Source organism: Enterobacter cloacae complex sp. 677-3DZ2D5B (genome assembly GCF_004136695.1).
Classification (GTDB): domain Bacteria; phylum Pseudomonadota; class Gammaproteobacteria; order Enterobacterales; family Enterobacteriaceae; genus Enterobacter; species Enterobacter hormaechei_C.
The window spans coordinates 157,609-178,543 of record NZ_QFLS01000001.1 but is presented as its reverse complement, the minus strand read 5'-3'; the positions used below and the strand labels follow the sequence as shown (position 1 = coordinate 178,543).

At 55.2% G+C, this 20,935-nt stretch carries 21 protein-coding genes and 5 tRNA genes; 11 read left to right on the top strand and 15 right to left on the bottom strand.

The genetic code is table 11. The annotated features are described in order from the left end of the window. Positions 1-19: 19 nt before the first annotated feature. Entirely contained in the window at positions 20-1,303 is a 1,284-nt protein-coding gene (locus DD597_RS00905) for a putative acyl-CoA thioester hydrolase (protein ID WP_003858537.1), read from the top strand. Between the two features lie 102 nt (positions 1,304-1,405). Here DD597_RS00905 and pgl read toward each other — a convergent pair whose 3' ends face one another. Beyond that, complete coding sequence (pgl, locus tag DD597_RS00900) at positions 1,406-2,401, bottom strand: 6-phosphogluconolactonase (protein ID WP_061856294.1); 996 nt, start codon at positions 2,399-2,401, stop codon at positions 1,406-1,408. Positions 2,402-2,520: 119 nt separating this feature from the next. On the opposite strand from pgl, the gene DD597_RS00895 reads away from it, so the two are divergent. Continuing rightward, positions 2,521-3,339 carry a pyridoxal phosphatase gene (locus DD597_RS00895; RefSeq protein WP_045331625.1) on the top strand — a complete coding sequence of 273 codons (819 nt, stop codon included), beginning with the start codon at positions 2,521-2,523 and terminating at the stop codon, positions 3,337-3,339. On the opposite strand, the gene modC is transcribed toward DD597_RS00895, so the two are convergent. The 4 genes from modC to DD597_RS00875 form a co-directional block, all read right to left on the bottom strand. Then, positions 3,340-4,398 carry a molybdenum ABC transporter ATP-binding protein ModC gene (modC, locus tag DD597_RS00890; RefSeq protein WP_023303318.1) on the bottom strand — a complete coding sequence of 353 codons (1,059 nt, stop codon included), beginning with the start codon at positions 4,396-4,398 and terminating at the stop codon, positions 3,340-3,342. It lies immediately after the preceding gene. Continuing rightward, positions 4,398-5,090 (bottom strand): molybdate ABC transporter permease subunit, encoded by a 693-nt coding sequence (gene modB / locus DD597_RS00885; protein ID WP_129255867.1) that lies wholly within the window; start codon positions 5,088-5,090, stop codon positions 4,398-4,400. Before modB ends, modC begins: the two co-directional genes overlap by 1 nt. Continuing rightward, positions 5,087-5,863, bottom strand: a complete 777-nt coding sequence (modA, locus tag DD597_RS00880) for a molybdate ABC transporter substrate-binding protein (protein WP_126525072.1) — start codon at positions 5,861-5,863, stop codon at positions 5,087-5,089. The genes modB and modA overlap by 4 nt, the downstream gene beginning before the upstream one ends. Positions 5,864-6,041: 178 nt before the next feature. Next, entirely contained in the window at positions 6,042-6,194 is a 153-nt protein-coding gene (locus DD597_RS00875) for an AcrZ family multidrug efflux pump-associated protein (RefSeq protein WP_003858549.1), read from the bottom strand. A 127-nt stretch (positions 6,195-6,321) separates the two neighbouring features. Between DD597_RS00875 and modE the strand changes: the two genes are divergently transcribed. The 7 genes from modE to gpmA all read left to right on the top strand — a co-directional run bounded on the left by modE (position 6,322) and on the right by gpmA (position 14,130). Continuing rightward, positions 6,322-7,110, top strand: a complete 789-nt coding sequence (gene modE, locus DD597_RS00870) for a molybdenum-dependent transcriptional regulator (RefSeq protein ID WP_023324338.1) — start codon at positions 6,322-6,324, stop codon at positions 7,108-7,110. Between the two features lie 67 nt (positions 7,111-7,177). Further along, complete coding sequence (gene modF / locus DD597_RS00865; RefSeq protein WP_045894957.1) at positions 7,178-8,650, top strand: molybdate ABC transporter ATP-binding protein ModF; 1,473 nt, start codon at positions 7,178-7,180, stop codon at positions 8,648-8,650. A 201-nt stretch (positions 8,651-8,851) separates the two neighbouring features. Next, positions 8,852-9,868 carry a UDP-glucose 4-epimerase GalE gene (galE, locus tag DD597_RS00860; RefSeq protein WP_023299622.1) on the top strand — a complete coding sequence of 339 codons (1,017 nt, stop codon included), beginning with the start codon at positions 8,852-8,854 and terminating at the stop codon, positions 9,866-9,868. Between the two features lie 9 nt (positions 9,869-9,877). Continuing rightward, entirely contained in the window at positions 9,878-10,924 is a 1,047-nt protein-coding gene (gene galT, locus DD597_RS00855) for a galactose-1-phosphate uridylyltransferase (protein ID WP_045336995.1), read from the top strand. A gap of 2 nt (positions 10,925-10,926) precedes the next feature. Next, positions 10,927-12,075, top strand: coding sequence for a galactokinase (galK, locus tag DD597_RS00850; protein ID WP_003858559.1), 1,149 nt, complete (start codon positions 10,927-10,929; stop codon positions 12,073-12,075). Further along, entirely contained in the window at positions 12,069-13,112 is a 1,044-nt protein-coding gene (gene galM, locus DD597_RS00845; protein ID WP_045894960.1) for a galactose-1-epimerase, read from the top strand. The genes galK and galM overlap by 7 nt, the downstream gene beginning before the upstream one ends. A gap of 265 nt (positions 13,113-13,377) precedes the next feature. Next, on the top strand, positions 13,378-14,130 hold the full coding sequence (gene gpmA, locus DD597_RS00840; RefSeq protein ID WP_003858562.1) for a 2,3-diphosphoglycerate-dependent phosphoglycerate mutase: 753 nt from the start codon (positions 13,378-13,380) through the stop codon (positions 14,128-14,130). 61 nt (positions 14,131-14,191) lie between these two features. Here the strand turns inward: gpmA and aroG are convergent, their stop codons facing one another. Continuing rightward, positions 14,192-15,244, bottom strand: a complete 1,053-nt coding sequence (gene aroG / locus DD597_RS00835) for a 3-deoxy-7-phosphoheptulonate synthase AroG (protein ID WP_003858564.1) — start codon at positions 15,242-15,244, stop codon at positions 14,192-14,194. Positions 15,245-15,548: 304 nt separating this feature from the next. Here aroG and DD597_RS00830 point away from each other — a divergent pair, with 304 nt between their 5' ends. Further along, positions 15,549-15,908: a protein YbgS gene (locus DD597_RS00830; protein ID WP_003858566.1), complete on the top strand. Its 360-nt coding sequence runs from the start codon at positions 15,549-15,551 to the stop codon at positions 15,906-15,908. Between the two features lie 99 nt (positions 15,909-16,007). Continuing rightward, positions 16,008-16,946 carry a CDF family zinc transporter ZitB gene (gene zitB, locus DD597_RS00825; RefSeq protein WP_045894962.1) on the top strand — a complete coding sequence of 313 codons (939 nt, stop codon included), beginning with the start codon at positions 16,008-16,010 and terminating at the stop codon, positions 16,944-16,946. On the opposite strand, the gene pnuC is transcribed toward zitB, so the two are convergent. The 9 genes from pnuC to pal form a co-directional block, all read right to left on the bottom strand. Next, entirely contained in the window at positions 16,943-17,662 is a 720-nt protein-coding gene (pnuC, locus tag DD597_RS00820; RefSeq protein ID WP_045894963.1) for a nicotinamide riboside transporter PnuC, read from the bottom strand. The two genes, zitB and pnuC, sit on opposite strands and share 4 nt — an antisense overlap. Before the next feature lie 22 nt (positions 17,663-17,684). Next, positions 17,685-18,728, bottom strand: a complete 1,044-nt coding sequence (gene nadA, locus DD597_RS00815; protein ID WP_045894965.1) for a quinolinate synthase NadA — start codon at positions 18,726-18,728, stop codon at positions 17,685-17,687. 231 nt (positions 18,729-18,959) lie between these two features. After that, a tRNA-Lys gene (locus DD597_RS00810) sits at positions 18,960-19,035 on the bottom strand. Positions 19,036-19,066: 31 nt separating this feature from the next. Beyond that, positions 19,067-19,142 (bottom strand) — tRNA-Lys (locus DD597_RS00805). 41 nt (positions 19,143-19,183) lie between these two features. Continuing rightward, positions 19,184-19,259, bottom strand: a tRNA-Lys gene (locus DD597_RS00800). A gap of 3 nt (positions 19,260-19,262) precedes the next feature. Beyond that, positions 19,263-19,338, bottom strand: a tRNA-Val gene (locus tag DD597_RS00795). A gap of 27 nt (positions 19,339-19,365) precedes the next feature. Next, a tRNA-Lys gene (locus DD597_RS00790) sits at positions 19,366-19,441 on the bottom strand. Positions 19,442-19,602: 161 nt separating this feature from the next. Beyond that, complete coding sequence (cpoB, locus tag DD597_RS00785) at positions 19,603-20,391, bottom strand: cell division protein CpoB (protein WP_003858574.1); 789 nt, start codon at positions 20,389-20,391, stop codon at positions 19,603-19,605. A 9-nt stretch (positions 20,392-20,400) separates the two neighbouring features. Further along, the gene (gene pal, locus DD597_RS00780; protein WP_003858578.1) at positions 20,401-20,922 is read right to left on the bottom strand and encodes a peptidoglycan-associated lipoprotein Pal; all 522 of its coding nucleotides are present in this window, start codon (positions 20,920-20,922) and stop codon (positions 20,401-20,403) included. Positions 20,923-20,935: the final 13 nt, after the last annotated feature.

Below are 20,935 nucleotides of genomic sequence, written 5' to 3'. Positions count from 1 at the left end.
CATACCCAGGAGCATTACCTTGAATATTTCCAGGATTTCCCGTCTGGCGTTGGCACTCGCCTTTGGCGTGACTTTATCCGCTTGCAGTTCAACTCCACCGGATCAGCAACCTTCTGAGCAGGTTGCTCCGGGCACCGCTTCCCGTCCGATCCTGTCAGCGGCTGAAGCGAAGAACTTCACCCGTGCGCACTATTTCTCGGCGATGGATCCCAATGCAGCCCCGTGGACGCCTTCTTCTATTAACCTGCCGAAACAGCCAGACTTCGTTGTCGGCCCGGCCGGGGCGCAGGGCGTTACACACACCTCTATTCAGGCAGCCGTTGATGCCGCAATCACCAAACACAGCGCATCTCGTCAGTACATTGCCATCCTGCCGGGTGAATACGAAGGAACCGTTTATGTTCCGGCAGCACCGGGAAGCATTACGCTTTACGGCCTGGGCGAAAAAGCGGTCGACGTAAAAATTGGCCTGGCGATTGATTCAGAGATCGACAGCACCACCTGGCGCCATCTGGTGAACCCGGCCGGTAAATACATGCCAGGTAAACCGGCGTGGTATATGTTTGATAACTGCCAGCGCAAGCGTGCCGCCACCATTGGCGTGATGTGTTCGGCGGTATTCTGGTCACAAAACAATGGCCTGCAATTGCAAAACCTGACCATTCAGAACACCCTGGGCGACAGCGTTGACGCAGGTAATCATCAGGCCGTGGCGCTGCGTAGCGATGGCGACAAGGTACAGATTAACAACGTCAATATCCTGGGCCGCCAGAACACCTTCTTCGTGACCAACAGCGGCGTGCAGAATACCCTTCAGAACAACCGTCTGACGCGTACTCTGGTCACCAACAGCTACATTGAAGGCGACGTGGATATGGTCTCTGGCCGCGGCGCGGTGGTATTTGATAACACCGACTTCCGCGTGGTGAATTCACGTACGCAGCAGGAAGGTTACGTCTTTGCACCGGCCACGCAGTCTAACCTGTTCTATGGCTTCCTGGCCGTGAATAGCCGCTTTACTGCTGCTGGCGATGGCGTGGCGCAGCTTGGTCGCTCTCTGGACGTGGACTCCGCCACTAACGGCCAGGTCGTGATCCGCGACAGCGTGATTAACGAAGGCTTTAACATGGCGAAACCGTGGGCGGATGCGGCGATCTCGAAACGTCCTTTCTCCGGCAACACCGGCACGGTGGATGATAAAGACAACGTGCAGCGTAACCTGAACGACGCTAACTTCAACCGCATGTGGGAATACAACAACCGCGGTCTGGGTAGCAAAGTGGTTGCTGAGCCGAAGCAGTAAAATGCCTGCTGCCGGGTGGCGGCTGCGCCTTACCCGGCCTGCCACATGCATTAACCGCGCATAAAAAACCTCGCATTTGCGAGGTTTTTTTTCGTCTACGGATCAATGAGCGTTAATCACAACCCACATCGGCCCTTGTCCGACCGCATAGCGTCCTTTCTCTTCCAGTAGACCCTGCAAGCCCTGGATTTCATAGAGCGCAATGTGGTGGGATTTCTGCCCCGCCGCAATCAGGTATTTGCCGCTGTGGTCGACATTAAAGCCGCGCGGCTGGGTTTCAGTTGGCTGGAAGCCTTCAACTGCCAGAACGCTGCCGTCTTCAGAGACGCTGAAGACGGTGATCAGACTGGAGGTACGGTCACAGGCATACAGGTGACGGCCATCCGGCGTGATGTGAATGTCTGCCGCCCAGCGTGTGTCAGAGAAATCAGATGGCATCATGTCCAGCGTCTGTACGCACTCGATCTGCCCGTTAGGATCGTTCAGCTCCCACACGTCTACCGAGCTGTTCAGCTCGTTAACGACATAGGCATACTGCTGATTCGGATGGAAGACCATGTGGCGCGGGCCTGCGCCTTCCACGGTGGTGACTTCCGCCGGGCTCTGCGCGACCAGATGGCCGTCATCGCTCAGGGTAAACAGGCAGATGCGGTCCTGCTTAAGCGCTGGCACCCACAGCGTGCGGTTATCCGGCGAAATGTTGGCTGAGTGGCAACCTTCGAGCCCTTCTACCACGTCGACGGTTTTAACGGGAATACCGTCTTCCAGGCGGGTGACGCTCACGCAGCCTGCATTGTAGGAGCCGCTGAAGATAAAGTTGCCTTTATGGTCAGTGGAAATATGGGTCGGGCTGCCCGGCAGCGGGGCTTCTGCGGTATAGGTCAGCGCGCCGTCATCCGGGGAGATGCGGTATGCCAGTACGCGGAATTCGGGGCGTACGCCGACATAAAGAAAACGTTTATCCGGGCTGACGACCATCGGCTGCACCTGGCCTGGCACATCAACAACCTGAACCAGCGTAAGCGAACCTTCTGTATTCAAACGCCAGACATGGATCTGCTGACTTTCAGGACTGGCGGTATAAACGGTTTGTTTCATGAATACTCCTGATTATTTTTAACGGTGAATGCTGAATTGTAGTCCGGGATTTTGCAGGGTTCCGCTCTCGGTGTACCATCCCGACAGACCTTAAATTCAACATTAACCCGGAAGAAAAAATGACCTCGCGAGTGATTGCCCTGGATTTAGACGGAACACTGCTTACCCCTCAGAAAACCCTGCTCCCCTCTTCTCTTGAGGCCCTCAAACGAGCCCAGGAAGCGGGGTATCAACTTCTCATCGTAACGGGTCGACATCACGTAGCCATTCATCCTTTTTATCAGGCACTGGGCTTAGATACACCTGCAATTTGTTGTAATGGCACCTATTTGTATGATTATCAGGCAAAAAAGGTTTTAGCCTCCGATCCGCTTCCCGTTACGCAGGCGCTGCAATTGATTGATTTACTGGATGAGCACGCCATTCACGGCCTGATGTATGTGGATAACGCCATGGTGTATGAACGCCCTACCGGCCATGTGATCCGCACCAGCAATTGGGCCCTGTCTCTGCCGGAAGCGCAGCGTCCGGTGTTTACTCAGGTTTCCTCCCTGCGCCAGGCGGCGGAAGACGTCGAAGCAATCTGGAAATTTGCCCTGACCGATGAAGACACCGCCAAACTGAATACCTTCGCAAAACTTGTCGAGCATACGCTGGGTCTGGAATGTGAATGGTCCTGGCACGATCAGGTGGATATCGCCCGCAAAGGCAACAGCAAAGGAAGGCGTCTGACCCAGTTCGTTGAATCGCAGGGCGGATCAATGCAGGACGTAATTGCTTTCGGCGATAACTATAACGACATCAGCATGCTGGAAGCGGCCGGAACGGGCGTGGCGATGGGTAATGCCGATGACGCGGTGAAAGCGCGCGCTGACGTGGTGATTGGCAATAACACCACCGACAGCATCGCGCAGTATATCTATACCCACCTGCTGTGATCAGGCGGTTATGGAAACGCTCTTGATTTGCGCGTAAAGCCACAGGCCAGGCTTGATACCCAGCTCATCCCTGGCCCACGGGCTGATGCGCGCCCACAGCGTTCTGCTGCCCACTTCCAGCTGCACTTCCACCTGGCCGTTATCATCAAAACACTGCGCCACTTTTGCGCGCAAAATATTGCGGATACTGGTTTGCAGCGGCGGTTGCAGCACCAATGAGACATCCGACGCCTGAATGCGGATCCGTAACGTGGACTGAATTGGCGTATCGATTTTATTCACCCACAAATGCTGATCGCCCAGCGCCAGCGCGGTCATCGCGTAGTGCGGATGGTGCTCCAGCACGCTCACCTTCAGAATGCTGCTCTGCTGCTCCTTTGGCAGCCATGGATGCATAACGCTGCTGCCCCACACCTCCTCCAGATTGCCGAATGCCTTCACCCTGCCCGCTTCCAGCACCAGCACTTTGTCGGCCAGATGTAAAATCTCATCCAGCGAATGGCTGACGTAGAGCATGGGCACGTTGATTTCCCGCGCCAGACGTTGCAGATACGGCAGCAGCTCGCGCTTGCGCGGAATATCCAGCGAGGCCAGCGGCTCATCCAGCAGCAGCAGTTCCGGCGCGGTTAACAGGGCGCGGCCAATCGCCACGCGCTGTTTTTCACCACCCGACAGCGACGACGGCAGACGATCCAGCAGCGGTTCGATGCCCAGCAGCGCCACCAGCTTATCGAACTGTCCGGCCATGCTTTTTGCCATGCCGTAACGCAGGTTCCCGCGAACGCTGTAGTGCGGAAACAGGCGCGCATCCTGAAACACATAGCCGATACGGCGTTTGTCCGGTGACAGGCAGACCTTCTTCTCCGCGTCATTCAAGACGCGGTTATTTAACACAATACGGCCAGACTGGGGACGCGTCAGGCCGCTAATCGCATTAATCAGCGACGTTTTCCCCGCCCCGGACACGCCAAAAATGGCGGTGATACCGCTGGCAGGCAGCGTTTCGTTCAGCGTCAGGGTGTGACTGCCCAGGGTTTGCGTAAAGTTGAGTTCCAGCATCACGATTTCCCCATCCGTTCACGGCTGAGGCGCGCCAGCCATTCAGACACCAGCAGCGAGACCAGGGCGAGTACAATCGAAATAATACACAGCCGGGCCGCCGCACCTTCGCCACCCGGGGTCTGAATCAGGGTATACATGGCCGACGGGATGGTCCGCGTCTCGCCGGGAATGTTGGACACAAAGGTGATGGTCGCGCCAAACTCACCCAACGAACGGGCGAAGGCTAACACCGTACCGACGATAATGCCCGGTAACGTGAGCGGAAGCGTAATGGTCAGGAATACCCGCCAGCGGCCTGCGCCCAGCGTGCGGGCGGCCTGTTCTAACCGGATATCCACCCCTTCCAGCGCCAGGCGGATAGCGCGCACCATCAGCGGGAAGGACATTACTGCCGCGGCCAGAACCGCGCCGCGCCAGCTGAAAGCAAAGGTCAGTCCGAACCAGTCGTACAGCCATTCGCCGATAAAACCGCGTCGCCCCATGGAGATCAGCAGCAGATATCCGACCACCACAGGCGGTAAGACAAGCGGAAGATGGAGAACACTGTCGAGCAGGGCTTTGCCTGGAAACTTCACGCGAACCAGTAACCAGGCAAAGAACACCCCAAAGGGCAAACTCAGCGCAACCGCCAGGGAAGAGACTTTCAGGCTCAGCAGCACGGCCTGCCATTCAGATTCGGTCAATATCATTCGTGAGTCGTAAATCCGTAACGTTTAAAGATAGCGGACGCTTCAGGCCCCTTCAGGTAGTCAACGAAGGCCGTCACGCTCGCATTTTTATGTCCATCAACTATCGCAACAGGATATTCCACTTTCTTATGCGAGTCTTCCGGGAAGGTGCCCACCACCTTCACACCTTTACTGGCGACGGCATCGGAGCCGTAAACAATCCCGAGTGGGGCTTCGTTACGCTCCACCAGCGCCAGCGCGCCACGCACATCTTCTGCGGGTGCCAGCTTCGGCGATAAGGCCTCCCATGCGCCCAGCTTTTGCAGCGCTTCCTTCGCATAAATTCCGGCAGGAACATGCTCCGGATCGCCCACCGCCAGACGGCCACCGTTCAGCAGACGGGTCCAGTCCGTCTGTTTGTTAATGGCAATGTCGCCCTGCTTGCTGTTTGCGGGTGCAACCACCACAAGGCTATTTCCCAGCAGCGTTTCGCGGGTAGCCGTATCAACAGATTTTTTCTCCACCGCGTAATCCATCCATTTCTGATCGGCAGAGATGAACAGATCCGCGGGCGCCCCCGCTTCAATCTGGCGGGCCAGTGTGGACGAGGAGGCAAACGACGAGACCACCTCGACGTTTTTCTCTTTTTTGTATACCGCAGCAATATCCTGCATCGCGTTAGTCAGCGACGCCGCCGCAAAGACCGTGATTTTTCCTTCATCCGCCAGCGCGTGGCCGGTGAGTGAGAGAGTCAGCGTTGCCCCTGCGAAAAGGCGTACCCATGAACGTGCCATTTGAAGCTCCTGTGCGTATCGTTATATACAAACAAATATAACGATATATCGCAGGCGTTCCTAGCGCTAAATCGTACCCATTAATGCGTAAACTCAAGGAACGTTGTAAAAGATATCGGCGGGAGAGGAATAAACTTGAGAGCAAAACGCCCGGGCTGGCCGGGCGTTTTGGAGGAAATCATTGCTGCTTTTTAGGCTGGTCACGACGATGACCAATGTTCGAAAAGACGTTGAACACTTCACCCAGGCCGTAGATGGCACCGAGGATGATAGCCATCACTACTGGCACCATGATTACCGCGAATACCAGACTTTTCAACAACTCTAACATGGTTTTCTCCAGATCTTGTGAACGGCTTATTCTACCCTGAAAAGTAAGAAAAACATCCCCTTTTGTGCGGTGCGCTTTCCGCCCCCGGGCATTTGGGTCACAATAGCCTTTTTGCCGGGACACTGTTATGCAGGCCGAAATTCTCCTCACCCTACGACTTCAGCAGAAGCTTTTCGCCGATCCGCGACGTATCGCCCTGTTAAAACAAATAGAACAAACTGGCTCGATTAGCCAGGGAGCAAAAAACGCCGGCATCAGCTATAAAAGCGCCTGGGATGCGATTAACGACATGAACACCCTGAGTGAACACACGCTGGTTGAGCGCGCCACCGGCGGGAAAGGCGGCGGCGGCGCCGTGTTGACGCGTTACGGGCAACGTCTGATCCAGCTCTACGATTTACTGGCGCAGATCCAGCAAAAAGCATTTGATGTGCTGAGCGATGACGACAACCTGCCGCTGGACAGCCTGCTGGGCGCCATCTCCCGTTTCTCTTTGCAGACCAGCGCCCGTAACCAGTGGTTTGGTACGGTGACGGGGCGCGATCATTCGCAGGTGCAGGAGCATATTGAGATCCTGCTCGCGGACGGCACGACGCGCCTGAAAGCCGCCATCACCGCGCAAAGTGGTCAACGCCTTGGGCTGAACGAAGGTCAGGAGGTGCTGGTATTACTCAAAGCCCCCTGGATCAGCATCACGCTTAACCCTGAGCAGGCCGCAGAGGCCGACAACCAGCTGCGGGGACGCATCAGCCACATCGAGCGCGGCGCAGAACAGTGTGAAGTGCTGATGACCCTGCCGGATGGACAGTTGCTCTGCGCCACCGTTCCGGTGAACGACGCGACCGAATTAGACGAAGGTGCTGTGGTGACCGCATATTTCAATGCAGACAGGGTAATTATCGCCACATTGTGCTAAGCGCATTGACAACCCTGCTTACACTGAGTATCCCTGACATCTGTTGCTGCAAAAAATGGGATAACACATGTCATCATTGCATATTTCGCAAGGCACGTTTCGTCTTAGCGATACCCGTACCTTATCGCTGCCAGAGTTAACCCTTCGCGCCGGAGAAAGCTGGGCGTTTGTGGGCTCTAATGGCAGCGGAAAATCCGCGCTGGCCCGCGCTTTGGCAGGCGAATTAACCCAACTGAAGGGTGAACGTCGGTGCACCTTTACCCGGCTGACGCGCCTTTCCTTCGAACAGCTGCAAAAGCTGGTCAGCGATGAGTGGCAGCGTAACAATACCGATTTGCTCAGCCCCGGCGAAGAAGATACCGGCCGCACGACGGCGGAAATTATCCAGGATGAGATAAAAGATCCTGCCCGCTGTCAGCAGCTGGCGGAGCAATTTGGCATTACCGCCCTGCTTAACCGCCGTTTCAAATATCTTTCTACCGGTGAGACGCGCAAAACGCTGCTGTGTCAGGCGCTGATGAGCGAGCCGGAACTCTTGATCCTGGATGAACCGTTTGACGGACTGGATGTACAGTCCCGCGCGCAGCTGGCAGCGTTGCTGGCGTCGCTTAACCAGCAGGGATACACCCTTGTACTGGTCCTGAACCGCTTTGATGAGATCCCGGATTTCGTACATTATGCAGGCGTGCTGGCGGACTGTAGCCTGACCGAAACCGGCGAGAAAGCCGTACTGCTTCGGCAGGCGCTGATTGCGCAGCTGGCCCACAGCGAGAAACTGGACGGTATTGCCCTGCCGGAGCCGGATGCGCCTTCGGCGCGCCACGGGCTGGATCCTGACCAGCCGCGCATTGTGCTGCGCGATGGGGTGGTTGCTTACGACGATCGCCCTATTCTTAATCACCTCAGCTGGACGGTTAATCCTGGTGAGCACTGGCAGATCGTCGGCCCCAACGGGGCGGGTAAATCCACGCTGCTGAGCCTGATCACCGGGGATCACCCGCAGGGATACAGCAACGATCTCACCCTGTTCGGCCGTCGCCGCGGCAGCGGGGAAACCATCTGGGATATCAAAAAGCACATCGGCTATGTCAGCAGCAGCCTGCATCTGGACTACCGGGTGAGCACCACGGTGCGAAACGTGATCCTCTCTGGCTTCTTCGACTCCATTGGTATTTATCAGGCGGTATCCGACAAGCAGCACAAGCTGGCGCAGCAGTGGCTGGATATTCTGGGTATGGATAACCGGGTCGCCGATGCACCCTTCCACAGCCTGTCGTGGGGGCAGCAGCGGCTGGCATTGATCGTCCGCGCGCTGGTCAAGCACCCTACGCTGCTGATTCTGGATGAACCGTTGCAGGGGCTGGATCCGCTCAACCGTCAGCTGATCCGCCGCTTTGTGGATGTCCTGATTAGCGAAGGTGAAACCCAGCTGCTGTTTGTGTCCCACCATGCTGAAGATGCCCCGTCCTGCATCACCCATCGGCTGGAATTTGTGCCTGACGGCGAGCAATACCGCTACCTGCTGAGCAAAATCGATTAACGCTCGGAGGGCGCTGCCCTCCGCTTTTCAGACAACCTGCAACAATACATCTCTATCTCTTTGATCTACAATGCACTCAGTCTGAGAAAAAGCGCGTGTGAAAACCAGTGTAAACGATACCACTATTTTATCCCATGTCACACTTTTCGCGTCTCTGATATGCTATGGTTAATTCATACCATAAGCCTAATGGAGCGAAATATGCGAGTTCTGGTAACAGGTGGTAGCGGTTACATAGGAAGTCATACCTGTGTGCAACTGCTGCAAAGCGGCCACGATGTTGTCATTCTTGATAACCTGTGCAACAGTAAGCGCAGCGTGCTGCCGGTCATTGAACGCCTTTCGGGTAAACAGCCGACTTTCGTGGAAGGCGATATCCGCAATGAAGCATTGATGACTGAAATCCTTCACGATCACGCGATTGAAACCGTTATCCACTTCGCGGGCCTGAAAGCGGTTGGCGAATCGGTGGCAAAACCGCTTGAGTACTATGACAACAACGTCAACGGTACCCTGCGTCTGATCTCCGCCATGCGTGCGGCCAACGTTAAAAACTTTATCTTCAGCTCTTCCGCAACCGTCTACGGCGATCAGCCAAAAATTCCTTACGTTGAAAGCTTCCCGACCGGTACGCCGCAAAGCCCGTATGGCAAAAGCAAGCTGATGGTAGAGCAGATCCTGACCGACCTGCAAAAAGCCCAGCCTGAGTGGAGCATCGCGTTGCTGCGCTACTTCAATCCGGTCGGCGCGCATCCTTCAGGTGATATGGGCGAAGATCCGCAGGGCATTCCTAACAACCTGATGCCGTATATCGCGCAGGTTGCCGTAGGGCGCCGCGATTCCCTGGCGATTTTTGGTAACGATTATCCCACCGAAGATGGCACCGGCGTGCGCGATTACATTCACGTCATGGATCTGGCCGACGGCCACGTGGCGGCGATGCAGCAGCTGGCGGACAAACCGGGCGTGCATATTTACAACCTCGGCGCCGGGGTTGGCAGCAGCGTGCTGGATGTGGTGAATGCCTTCAGTAAAGCCTGCGGCAAGCCAGTGAAGTATCACTTCGCTCCCCGCCGTGATGGCGACCTCCCGGCTTACTGGGCCGATGCCACCAAAGCGGATAAAGAGCTCAACTGGCGTGTCACCCGCACGCTCGATGAAATGGCACAGGATACCTGGCACTGGCAATCACGCCATCCGCAGGGCTATCCGGACTAAGGATTTGTCATGACGCAATTCAATCCCGTCGATCACCCGCATCGTCGTTTTAACCCGCTCAGCGGGCAATGGATTTTAGTTTCACCGCATCGCGCCAAGCGCCCCTGGCAGGGGGCGCAAGAGACGCCTGCCAAACAGACGCTGCCGCAGCATGATCCGGACTGTTTCCTCTGCCCGGGCAATACCCGCGTGACGGGCGATAAAAACCCGGACTACAAAGGCACCTTCGTGTTTACTAACGACTTTGCCGCGCTGATGACCGATACGCCGGACGCGCCGGAAAGCCATGACCCGCTGATGCGCTGCGAAAGCGCCCGCGGCACCAGCCGCGTGATCTGCTTCTCGCCCGATCACAGCAAAACGCTGCCGGAGCTGAGCGTGGATGCCCTGAAAGAGGTGGTCAGCACCTGGCAGGTGCAAACCGCGGAGCTGGGCCAGAGCTATCCGTGGGTGCAGGTGTTTGAAAATAAAGGCGCGGCGATGGGCTGCTCCAACCCACATCCGCACGGTCAGATCTGGGCGAACAGCTTCCTGCCGAACGAAGCCGAGCGTGAGGACCGACTGCAAAAAGCGTATTTCGCCCAGAACGGTTCGCCTATGCTGGTGGATTACACCCAGCGTGAGCTGGCGGATGGCAGCCGTACCGTGGTGGAAACCGAACACTGGCTTGCGGTAGTCCCTTACTGGGCGGCGTGGCCATTTGAGACGCTGCTGCTGCCGAAAGCCCATGTTCAGCGCATTACCGAACTCAGCGACGCCCAGCGTGACGACCTGGCGCTGGCGCTGAAAAAACTGACCAGCCGCTACGACAACCTCTTCCAGTGCTCCTTCCCCTACTCCATGGGCTGGCACGGCGCGCCGTTTAACGGCGAAGAGAATCAACACTGGCAGTTACATGCACACTTCTACCCGCCGCTGCTGCGCTCAGCAACGGTACGTAAATTCATGGTGGGCTATGAAATGCTGGCGGAAACCCAGCGCGACCTGACGGCGGAACAGGCGGCAGAACGTCTGCGTGCCGTTAGCGACGTCCATTACCGCGAATCAGGAGTCTAAAAATGAGTCTGAAAGATAAAACACAATCCCTGTTTGCTGAAAAATTTGGCTACCCTGCCACCCATGTTATCCAGGCGCCAGGCCGCGTTAATCTGATCGGCGAGCACACCGACTATAACGACGGTTTTGTCCTGCCGTGTGCCATCGACTACCAGACGGTGATCAGCTGTGCGAAACGCGACGATCGTCATGTGCGAGTAATCGCCGCGGATTACGGCAACGAAATTGACGAATTTTCCCTCGATGCGCCGATCGTGACCCACGACAGCCAGCAGTGGTCGAACTATGTTCGCGGCGTGGTGAAGCACCTGCAAAAGCGTAACAAGAATTTCGGCGGGGCCGATCTGGTGATCAGCGGCAACGTGCCGCAGGGGGCGGGATTAAGCTCTTCCGCATCTCTGGAAGTGGCGGTCGGCACCGTGTTCCAGCAGCTTTATCATCTGCCGCTGGACGGGGCGCAGATCGCCCTGAACGGTCAGGAAGCGGAAAACCAGTTCGTGGGCTGCAACTGCGGCATTATGGATCAGCTGATTTCCGCGCTGGGCAAGAAAGAACACGCTTTGCTGATTGACTGTCGCTCCCTCGGGACCAAAGCGGTTCCGCTGCCTAAAGGTGCGGCTGTGGTGATCATCAACAGCAACTTCAAACGCACCCTGGTGGGCAGCGAGTACAACACCCGTCGCGAACAGTGCGAAACCGGCGCGCGCTTCTTCCAGCAGCCAGCCCTGCGTGATGTCTCACTTGATGAATTTAACAAGGTCGCCCACGAGCTGGACCCGGTTGTCACGAAGCGCGTGCGCCATATACTGACCGAAAATGCCCGTACCGTAGAAGCCGCCTCCGCGCTGGCGAAAGGTGACCTGAAACGGATGGGCGAGCTGATGGCCGAATCGCATGCCTCCATGCGTGACGATTTCGAAATCACCGTGCCGCAAATCGACACCCTGGTTGAAATTGTGAAAGCCACGATTGGCGACAAAGGCGGCGTGCGTATGACCGGCGGCGGATTTGGCGGGTGCGTCGTCGCCCTCGTGCCGGAAGAGCTGGTCCCTGCCGTCCAGGACGCCGTGGCTAAGCAGTACGAAGCCAAAACGGGCATCAAAGAAACTTTCTACGTCTGTAAAGCATCACAAGGAGCCGGACAGTGCTAAACGAAATACCTACACTCGCACCGGATGGTCTGCCGTATCGCCTGTTAACCCTGCGCAACAGCGCCGGGATGGTGGTTACGCTGATGGACTGGGGCGCAACGTTACTTTCTGCCCGCGTACCGATGCCTGACGGCAGCGTGCGCGAAACCCTGCTCGGCTGCGCATCGCCGGAGCAGTATATCGAGCAGACCGCTTTTCTGGGCGCATCCATAGGCCGCTACGCTAACCGCATCGCCAGAAGCCGGTTTACGCTGGACGGCGTAACGTATTCCCTGCTTGCCAGCCAGGGCGAAAATCAGCTGCACGGCGGCCCGGAAGGGTTTGATAAACGTCGCTGGAAGATTGTGCAGCAAAATGACGCTGAGGTCTGGTTCTCTCTGGACTCCCTCGATGGAGACCAGGGTTTCCCGGGCAATCTCACCGCAACGGCGCGCTTCACCCTGACCGAAGATAATCGCATCGCCATTGAGTACCGCGCGACCGTCGATAAGCCGTGCCCGGTCAACCTGACTAACCACGCCTATTTCAACCTTGACGGTAATCAGACCGATGTCCGCAGCCACAAACTCCAGATCCTGTCGGACGAGTATCTGCCGGTCGATGAGATGGGTATCCCTTATCAGGGGCTGAAACCGGTAAGCGGTAATAGCTTTGATTTTCGTCAGCCGAAAACCATCGCCCAGGATTTCCTGAGTGATGACGATCAGCGCAAGGTGAAAGGCTACGACCACGCGTTCCTGTTGCAGGCGAAAGGCGATCTTTCTCAACCTGCCGCACAGGTCTGGTCTGCTGATGAGAAATTACAGATGACGGTCTACACCACCGCCCCCGCCCTACAGTTCTATTCCGGTAACTATCTGGAGGGTACCACGGCGCGCGAACATGACGCCTACGGCGCCTGGCAAGGACTGGCGCTGGAGAGCGAGTTCCTGCCGGACACGCCTAACCATCCTGAATGGCCGCAGCCGGACTGCGTGCTACGTCCGGGTGAAGAGTACGTAAGCGTCACCGAGTATCATTTCATTCCGCGCGCTTAATGTCCGGCGGCGCACGGGCCTACAAATGTAGGCCTGATAAGCGAAGCGCCATCCGGCAAAAAAGCCTGGCCCTCACCGCGAGGGCTTTTTTATCTCCGCCTTGCTGAAAATAGCGGCGATCGCAGACAAAATCATAACCCTGGATTCACATGCATCTTACACTCTCGAACTATTTTCGCTATGGTTAGGGTTAAGCGTTGCTGCTGGCACAGTCACGGCAATATAATGAGAATTGTTATCATTCAAAATGCTTGAGGAGTAAGAAATGGCTAATACTAAGCTTGTCCTGGTGCGCCACGGCGAAAGCCAGTGGAACAACGAAAACCGCTTCACCGGTTGGTATGACGTTGATCTGTCCGAGAAAGGCGTGAGCGAAGCAAAAGCGGCAGGTAAACTGCTGAAAGAAGAAGGCTTCACCTTTGACTTTGCTTACACCTCTGTGCTGAAACGTGCCATCCATACCCTGTGGAACATTCTGGACGAGCTGGATCAGGCCTGGCTGCCGGTTGAGAAATCCTGGAAACTGAACGAGCGTCACTACGGTGCGCTGCAAGGTCTGAACAAAGCGGAAACCGCAGAAAAATACGGTGACGAGCAGGTTAAGCAGTGGCGTCGTGGTTTTGCGGTTACGCCTCCAGAGCTGAGCAAAGATGACGAGCGCTACCCGGGCCACGATCCGCGTTACGCGAAGCTGACTGAGGCTGAACTGCCGCAGACCGAAAGCCTGGCGCTGACCATCGACCGCGTTGTGCCTTACTGGAACGAAACCATTCTGCCACGCCTGAAAAGCGGCGAGCGCGTCATTATCGCTGCTCACGGTAACTCCCTGCGTGCGCTGGTGAAATACCTGGACAACATGGGTGAAGATGAAATCCTCGAGCTGAACATCCCTACCGGCGTGCCGCTGGTGTACGAGTTCGACGAAAACTTCAAGCCAGTTAAACATTACTACCTGGGTAACGCCGACGAAATCGCTGCAAAAGCGGCAGCCGTGGCGAACCAGGGTAAAGCGAAGTAATATTTGCCGGACATAAAAAAAGCGTGGAGAAATCCACGCTTTTTTATTACCCGCGACATACTTAGCCGCGACGCGCTTTAACCGCATCCGCCAGCTGACGAAGGATCGCATCGGTATCGTCCCAGCCAATGCAGGCATCCGTCACGCTCTTACCGTAGACCAGCGGCTCGCTGCCCTCCAGGTTCTGGTTGCCTTCAACCAGATGGCTCTCAATCATCACCCCAATCACTGCGCGTTCACCGCTGGCGATTTGCTGACACACATCTGCGCCGACTTCCATCTGCTTTTTGAACTGTTTGCTGGAGTTGGCATGGCTGAAATCGATCATCACCTGCGGTGCCAGACCTGCTTTCTCCAGCCCTGCTTTTACCTCCGCTACGTGTTTAGCGCTATAGTTAGGCTCTTTACCGCCGCGCAGTATGATATGGCAATCGCCATTACCGCTGGTATTCACGATAGCCGAGTGGCCCCACTTGGTCACCGACAGGAAGCAGTGCGGCGCGCCCGCCGCATTAATGGCGTCAATGGCGACCTTGATGGTGCCATCAGTGCCATTTTTGAAACCCACCGGGCATGACAGGCCAGACGCCAGCTCGCGGTGAACCTGAGATTCAGTCGTACGCGCACCAATAGCGCCCCAGCTCATCAGGTCAGCCAGATACTGCGGGGTGATCATATCGAGGAATTCTCCGGCAGCAGGCAGCCCGCTGTCGTTGATCTCCAGCAGCAGCTTACGCGCAATGCGCAGGCCGTCGTTAATCTGGAAACTGTTGTCCATATGCGGATCGTTGATTAACCCTTTCCAGCCCACGGTGGTACGCGGTTTTTCGAAATAAACGCGCATCACGATTTCCAGTTCGCCTTTCAGCTCTTCACGCAGGGCGAGCAGACGCGACGCATACTCTTTGGCCGCAGCAGGATCGTGAATGGAGCATGGCCCGATCACTACCAGAAGACGATCGTCGCTACCTTTCAGGATCTTGTGGATCGCCTTGCGGGCATGAGACACCGTGTTGGCGGCATTTTCGGTGGCGGGGAATTTTTCAAGGAGCGCTACGGGAGGTAATAACTCATTGATCTCTTTAATGCGTAAATCGTCGTTCTGATAATTCATCTTCTTTCCGGCTCTGCCATATCTTTAGTAATGAAAGCAATCCTTTCAATCTAACTTGTCGGCCACGAAGTGTAAACGGGCTTTTACACTTCGCGCAGATAATTCCTGGAATTCGCCTAAAATACGCAACAAAATAGCGAAAAATGAGATCTGGCCTAAGCTTTTTACTTGTAACGACTGTTTATAAATATTTATACGCGATTCCATCCTGACATAATTCAGGAGTCCGGAATCTTTCGCCACTGAACAAGATGCACTGTTGGAGAATGTTATCCAGCGTAACGATAAGAACAGGAGCACCATGATGAAAATGACGAAACTGACTACGCTTTTCCTGACGGCAACCCTTACCCTGGCAAGCGGTAGCGTACTGGCTGCTGATGCAGGCTCATCCGGCAGCAACGGCGACGCGAATGCCGCTGCCGAAGCAGGCCAGGTTGCGCCGGATGCAAAACAGAATATCGCGCCAAACAATGTTGATAACAGTAATATCAACACGGGCAATACCAATACTGGCGGGACGAACACAGGCACAATGAACCATGAGGGTATGACTACCGACGAGGTGCATAAAAACTCAGTCTGTAAAGACGGGAAATGCCCGGACCCGAATGACAAAGTGGGCAGCGATGCCAATACCAAAACGGACGGTACTACCCAGTAACCTTCCATAAGGTAAAACAGGGAGAGCGAATGCTCTCCTTTTTTATTTAAGCTCTTAAAAACGCTACACTAAAAATTATAATAAATCAGGAACGATACCATGGCGCACTCCCACTCCCATTCCCACTCCACTGGCGATGAAAATGCCAAACGGCTTTTGCTGGCTTTTGGCGTCACTGCCACCTTTATGATTATTGAGGTCACAGGCGGGCTGATATCCGGATCGCTGGCGCTGCTGGCCGATGCCGGGCATATGCTGACCGACGCTGCCGCGCTCCTGTTTGCTCTGCTGGCCGTGCAGTTTGCCCGTCGCCCTCCCAATACCCGCCACACCTTTGGCTGGCTCAGACTGACCACGCTTGCCGCCTTTGTGAATGCGATTGCACTGGTGGTCATTACTATTCTTATCGTCTGGGAGGCTTTTCAGCGCTTTCGGCATCCACAACCGATAGCCGGGACGACAATGATGGTTATCGCCATTGCCGGGTTGGTCGCCAATATTCTGGCGTTCTGGATATTGCACCGCGGCAGCAGTGAAAAAAATCTGAACGTACGGGCCGCGGCGCTTCATGTGCTGGGCGATCTGCTGGGTTCTGTTGGTGCGATTGTGGCCGCGCTGATCATTATGGGCACGGGCTGGACCCCTATCGACCCGATTCTTTCCGTGCTGGTATCGTGCCTGGTATTGCGCAGCGCCTGGCGGCTGTTAAAAGAGAGCGTCAATGAGCTGCTGGAAGGCGCGCCCACATCACTGGATATTGGCGAACTGAAGCGCAACCTGAGTCGCTCCATTCCTGAGGTTCGTAACGTCCATCACGTTCACGTCTGGCTGGTGGGTGAGAAACCTCTTATGACGCTGCACGTTCAGGTTGTTCCACCCCACGATCACGACGCGCTGCTTGAACGTATTCAGCATTTCCTCGAGCATCACTATGAGATTGCGCACTCCACTATCCAGATGGAGTACCAGCCTTGCAGCGGGCCAGACTGCCACCTTAACGAGGCGCAGTCCGGCCACTCACACGCACATCATCATTAACGGGAAAGCGCGCGAGAGCCACGCTCACGCGCGCTGTTAATCCACATGCGGCTGCCGTTGAGAGCAATGAAGGTCAGGAGCATATACTCCAGCGACATGGCATAAACGCCCTGAAGGGCAAAAATCACCACGCTAATCACGTTAATCACCACCCACAACAGCCAGTTCTCAACGTATTTACGGGTCATCAGGATCATTGCGGCAATCGACAGCACCATCATGCAGGAATCCCAGAACGGGAAGGCATCCGGCTGAAGCTCAGGCAGGGTGACGTTCAATCCCAGCCCCGACATCACCGAGACCGCCACGCGCGTCAGGAAGGCAAATACCGGATCAATAAAGACGGTCATAAAGCCGATAGCCACCACGCAGGCCGCGAACCAGGCGATGGCTTTAGGCAACGGCAGCCAGCGGATTTGCAACTCCGCCTCCTGCTGGCTGTTTTGCCGAGACCAGGCGTACCAGCCATAGATATTGGCCGCGAAGAAGAACAGCTGTAGAAGCAGGCTGGCGTAGAGCTGGATCTGGAAGAAGATGATCGCAAACAGCGTGACGTTTATCAGCCCGAACGCATAGTTGCTGATCTTCTCAAGGCTGGCCAGCCAGATACAGAGTAAACCGGCCAGCGTACCCACCGCTTCAATCCACGACAGGTCATAGCCGCCCGCACCAATCGGGATATGAACCAGGATGTTCTGTGTGCTAAAAAAATCCATTTTTTCTCCGGGGCGTAATAAGTTAAGTACGTAGTGTAGCCGCAAAATCCAGCATACGGTTAAGTGGAATTAACGCGCCTTCACGCAGAGCGGCATCCACGTGGATCTCATGCGCTGCGCCACCGTTCTCAAGCGCCTCCGAAATCGCTTTGAGCCCATTCATCGCCATCCACGGGCAATGCGCGCAGCTTCGGCAGCTCGCCCCTTCTCCGGCGGTTGGCGCTTCAAGCAGCTCTTTTTCCGGCACGGCCTGCTGCATCTTGTAGAAGATACCGCGATCGGTCGCCACGATGAGCTGCTTGTTCGGCAGGGTTTTCGCAGCATGAATAAGCTGGCTGGTTGACCCGACGGCATCCGCCATGTCGACGATGGACTGCGGGGATTCCGGGTGCACCAGAATCGCGGCCTGCGGGTATAAGCCTTTCATCCGGGTCAGCGCCTGGGTCTTGAACTCATCGTGGACGATACAGGCGCCCTGCCAGCACAGCACATCAGCACCGGTCTGTTTTTGTACGTAGTTTCCCAGGTGACGATCGGGCGCCCAGATGATTTTCTCCCCCAGGCTGTCCAGATGTTCAATCAGCTCAACGGCGATACTGGACGTCACTACCCAGTCCGCCCGGGCTTTCACCGCCGCAGACGTGTTGGCATAGACCACCACGGTACGGTCAGGGTGGGCATCACAGAAGGCGGTGAACTCATCAATCGGGCAACCGAGGTCAAGGGAGCAGTCGGCATTCAGCGTCGGCATCAGTATGGTTTTTTCCGGGCTGAGAATTTTTGCCGTTTCGCCCATGAAGCGCACACCTGCAACCAGCAGCGTGGAGGCAGGATGTTTAGCGCCGAAACGCGCCATCTCAAGCGAGTCTGAGATACAGCCGCCCGTCTCCTCTGCCAACTGCTGAATTTCCGGGTCAGTGTAGTAATGCGCCACCATCACCGCATCACGCTCTTTAAGAAGGCGCTTAATTTTCTCACGATAGAACTGCTTCTCATCCCGGCTTAGCGGCGCTGGCTTCGGCGGGAAGGGATAGATTGCGGTTTCGGGATCAAACATCACACTCATTATGGCTTCTCGTTTTACTGGCTTAACAATATTGCCTTTGTTTTGCGGTAGATAGCAAAAATGACGGCAATGGTGTTTTATATACTAAACAAGATAGCGAATATTAGGTGGAATGTCATCGGGAATTGGTGCCGGCAGCATTTGTCGGGTGGCGGCTTCGCCTTACCCGACCTACAAAGCACTGGGGAACGACAGATAGCAAAAAGGCGCCTTTAGGGCGCCTTTTTACATTGGTGGGTCGTGCAGGATTCGAACCTGCGACCAATTGATTAAAAGTCAACTGCTCTACCAACTGAGCTAACGACCCCTTACGGGATGTACTTCAAATCTATTCAGGCTGGTGGGTCGTGCAGGATTCGAACCTGCGACCAATTGATTAAAAGTCAACTGCTCTACCAACTGAGCTAACGACCCATTCGGGTGTTGCCTGAATTATCACTCGGTACCAATAAAATTGGTGGGTCGTGCAGGATTCGAACCTGCGACCAATTGATTAAAAGTCAACTGCTCTACCAACTGAGCTAACGACCCGAGTGGTGGGTGATGACGGGCTCGAACCGCCGACCCCCTCCGTGTAAAGGAGATGCTCTACCAACTGAGCTAATCACCCACTCTGTACTGCCGGAACTGCTTTAAGTGGTGGGTCGTGCAGGATTCGAACCTGCGACCAATTGATTAAAAGTCAACTGCTCTACCAACTGAGCTAACGACCCACTTTTGCGCTGCTTTCACGTTGTTTGATATCCCGTGGCAACGGCGGCATATATTACTGATTTAAGAATTCTGCGCAACAAAAATTTCGATGAAGATCACTTAACTGCTTAGGAATCATGCTGCACGACCAGAAATAACGCGATTTCTGGTCATGCGATAATCAACCCATCGAACTCAAACGTTTTTGTGCCTGTTTGGCGCCGTCTGTACCCGGGAATTTCGCAACCACCTGCTGATAAACCGCTTTGGCTTTTGCAGTGTCGCCTTTGTCCTGCATGATCACGCCGACTTTATACATCGCATCAGGCGCTTTCGGTGATTTCGGGTAATTTTTCACCACAGAGGCAAAATAAAACGCCGCATCATCCTTTTTACCCTTGTTGTAATTCAACTGACCCAGCCAGTAGTTCGCATTTGGCTGGTAAGTGGAATCAGGGTACTTCTTAACGAAGTTCTGAAACGCAACGATAGCATCGTCCTGGCGCGATTTGTCCTGCACCAGGGCAATGGCCGCGTTGTAGTCCGTATTCGCGTCACCGCTCTGTACAGGCGCACCAGACGACGCGGAGGCATCTGCCGCAGGTGCAGGCGTCGCCGCACCGCTTTGATCGCCTGCTGCTGGCTGTGCTGCTGCTCCGCCGCTGTTCAGGCTATCCATCTGCAACAAAATTTGCTTCTGGCGCTCCACAACCTGATTAAGCTGATACTGACTCTCCTGGATCTGACCACGAAGGGAATCAATATCATTCTGGTTATCGGAAAGCTGCTGCTGGAGTTGAGTTAAAAGCTGGCTGTGAGCGTTAGAAATACGCTCGAGTTGAGTGACTCGATCTTCTACCGAGCCTGAGCCGACACTACTGATTGGTGCCTGAGCAAAAGCGGCCCAGGGGGCCGCTATTCCAACCAGTAACGACAGACTCATCAGATGATGTCTGAAGTTACTGCTCATGCAATTCTCTTAGTAAACGAGTACGGCACGACGGTTTTTGGAGTAAGCCGCTTCGTCGTGACCCAGTACTGCTGGTTTTTCTTTACCGTAAGAAACGATGGAGATCTGGTCAGCAGAAACGCCTTTACCCTGGAGGTACATTTTAACAGCGTTTGCACGACGTTCACCCAGGGAGATGTTGTACTCCGGAGTACCACGTTCGTCCGCATGACCTTCTACGGTGACTTTGTAAGACGGGTTGCTACGCAGGAAGTTTGCGTGCGCATCCAGCATTGCAGCGAAGTCAGAACGAATGTCGTATTTATCCAGATCGAAGTAAACGATGTTGTTCTGCTGTAACTGCTGCATCTGAAGACGCGCTTGCTCTTCAGAAGACATATTGCCATTGCCGTTAGCGTCCATACCGGTGCCGGCACCCATCATGCCTTCGCCGCTCTGGTCATTGCTTGCGTTCTTGTTAGAAGAACACGCTGCGATTGCCATAACAGGCAGAGCGATCATCAGCCCCTTCAGCACTTTGTTCAGTTGCATTTCTAAGATTCCT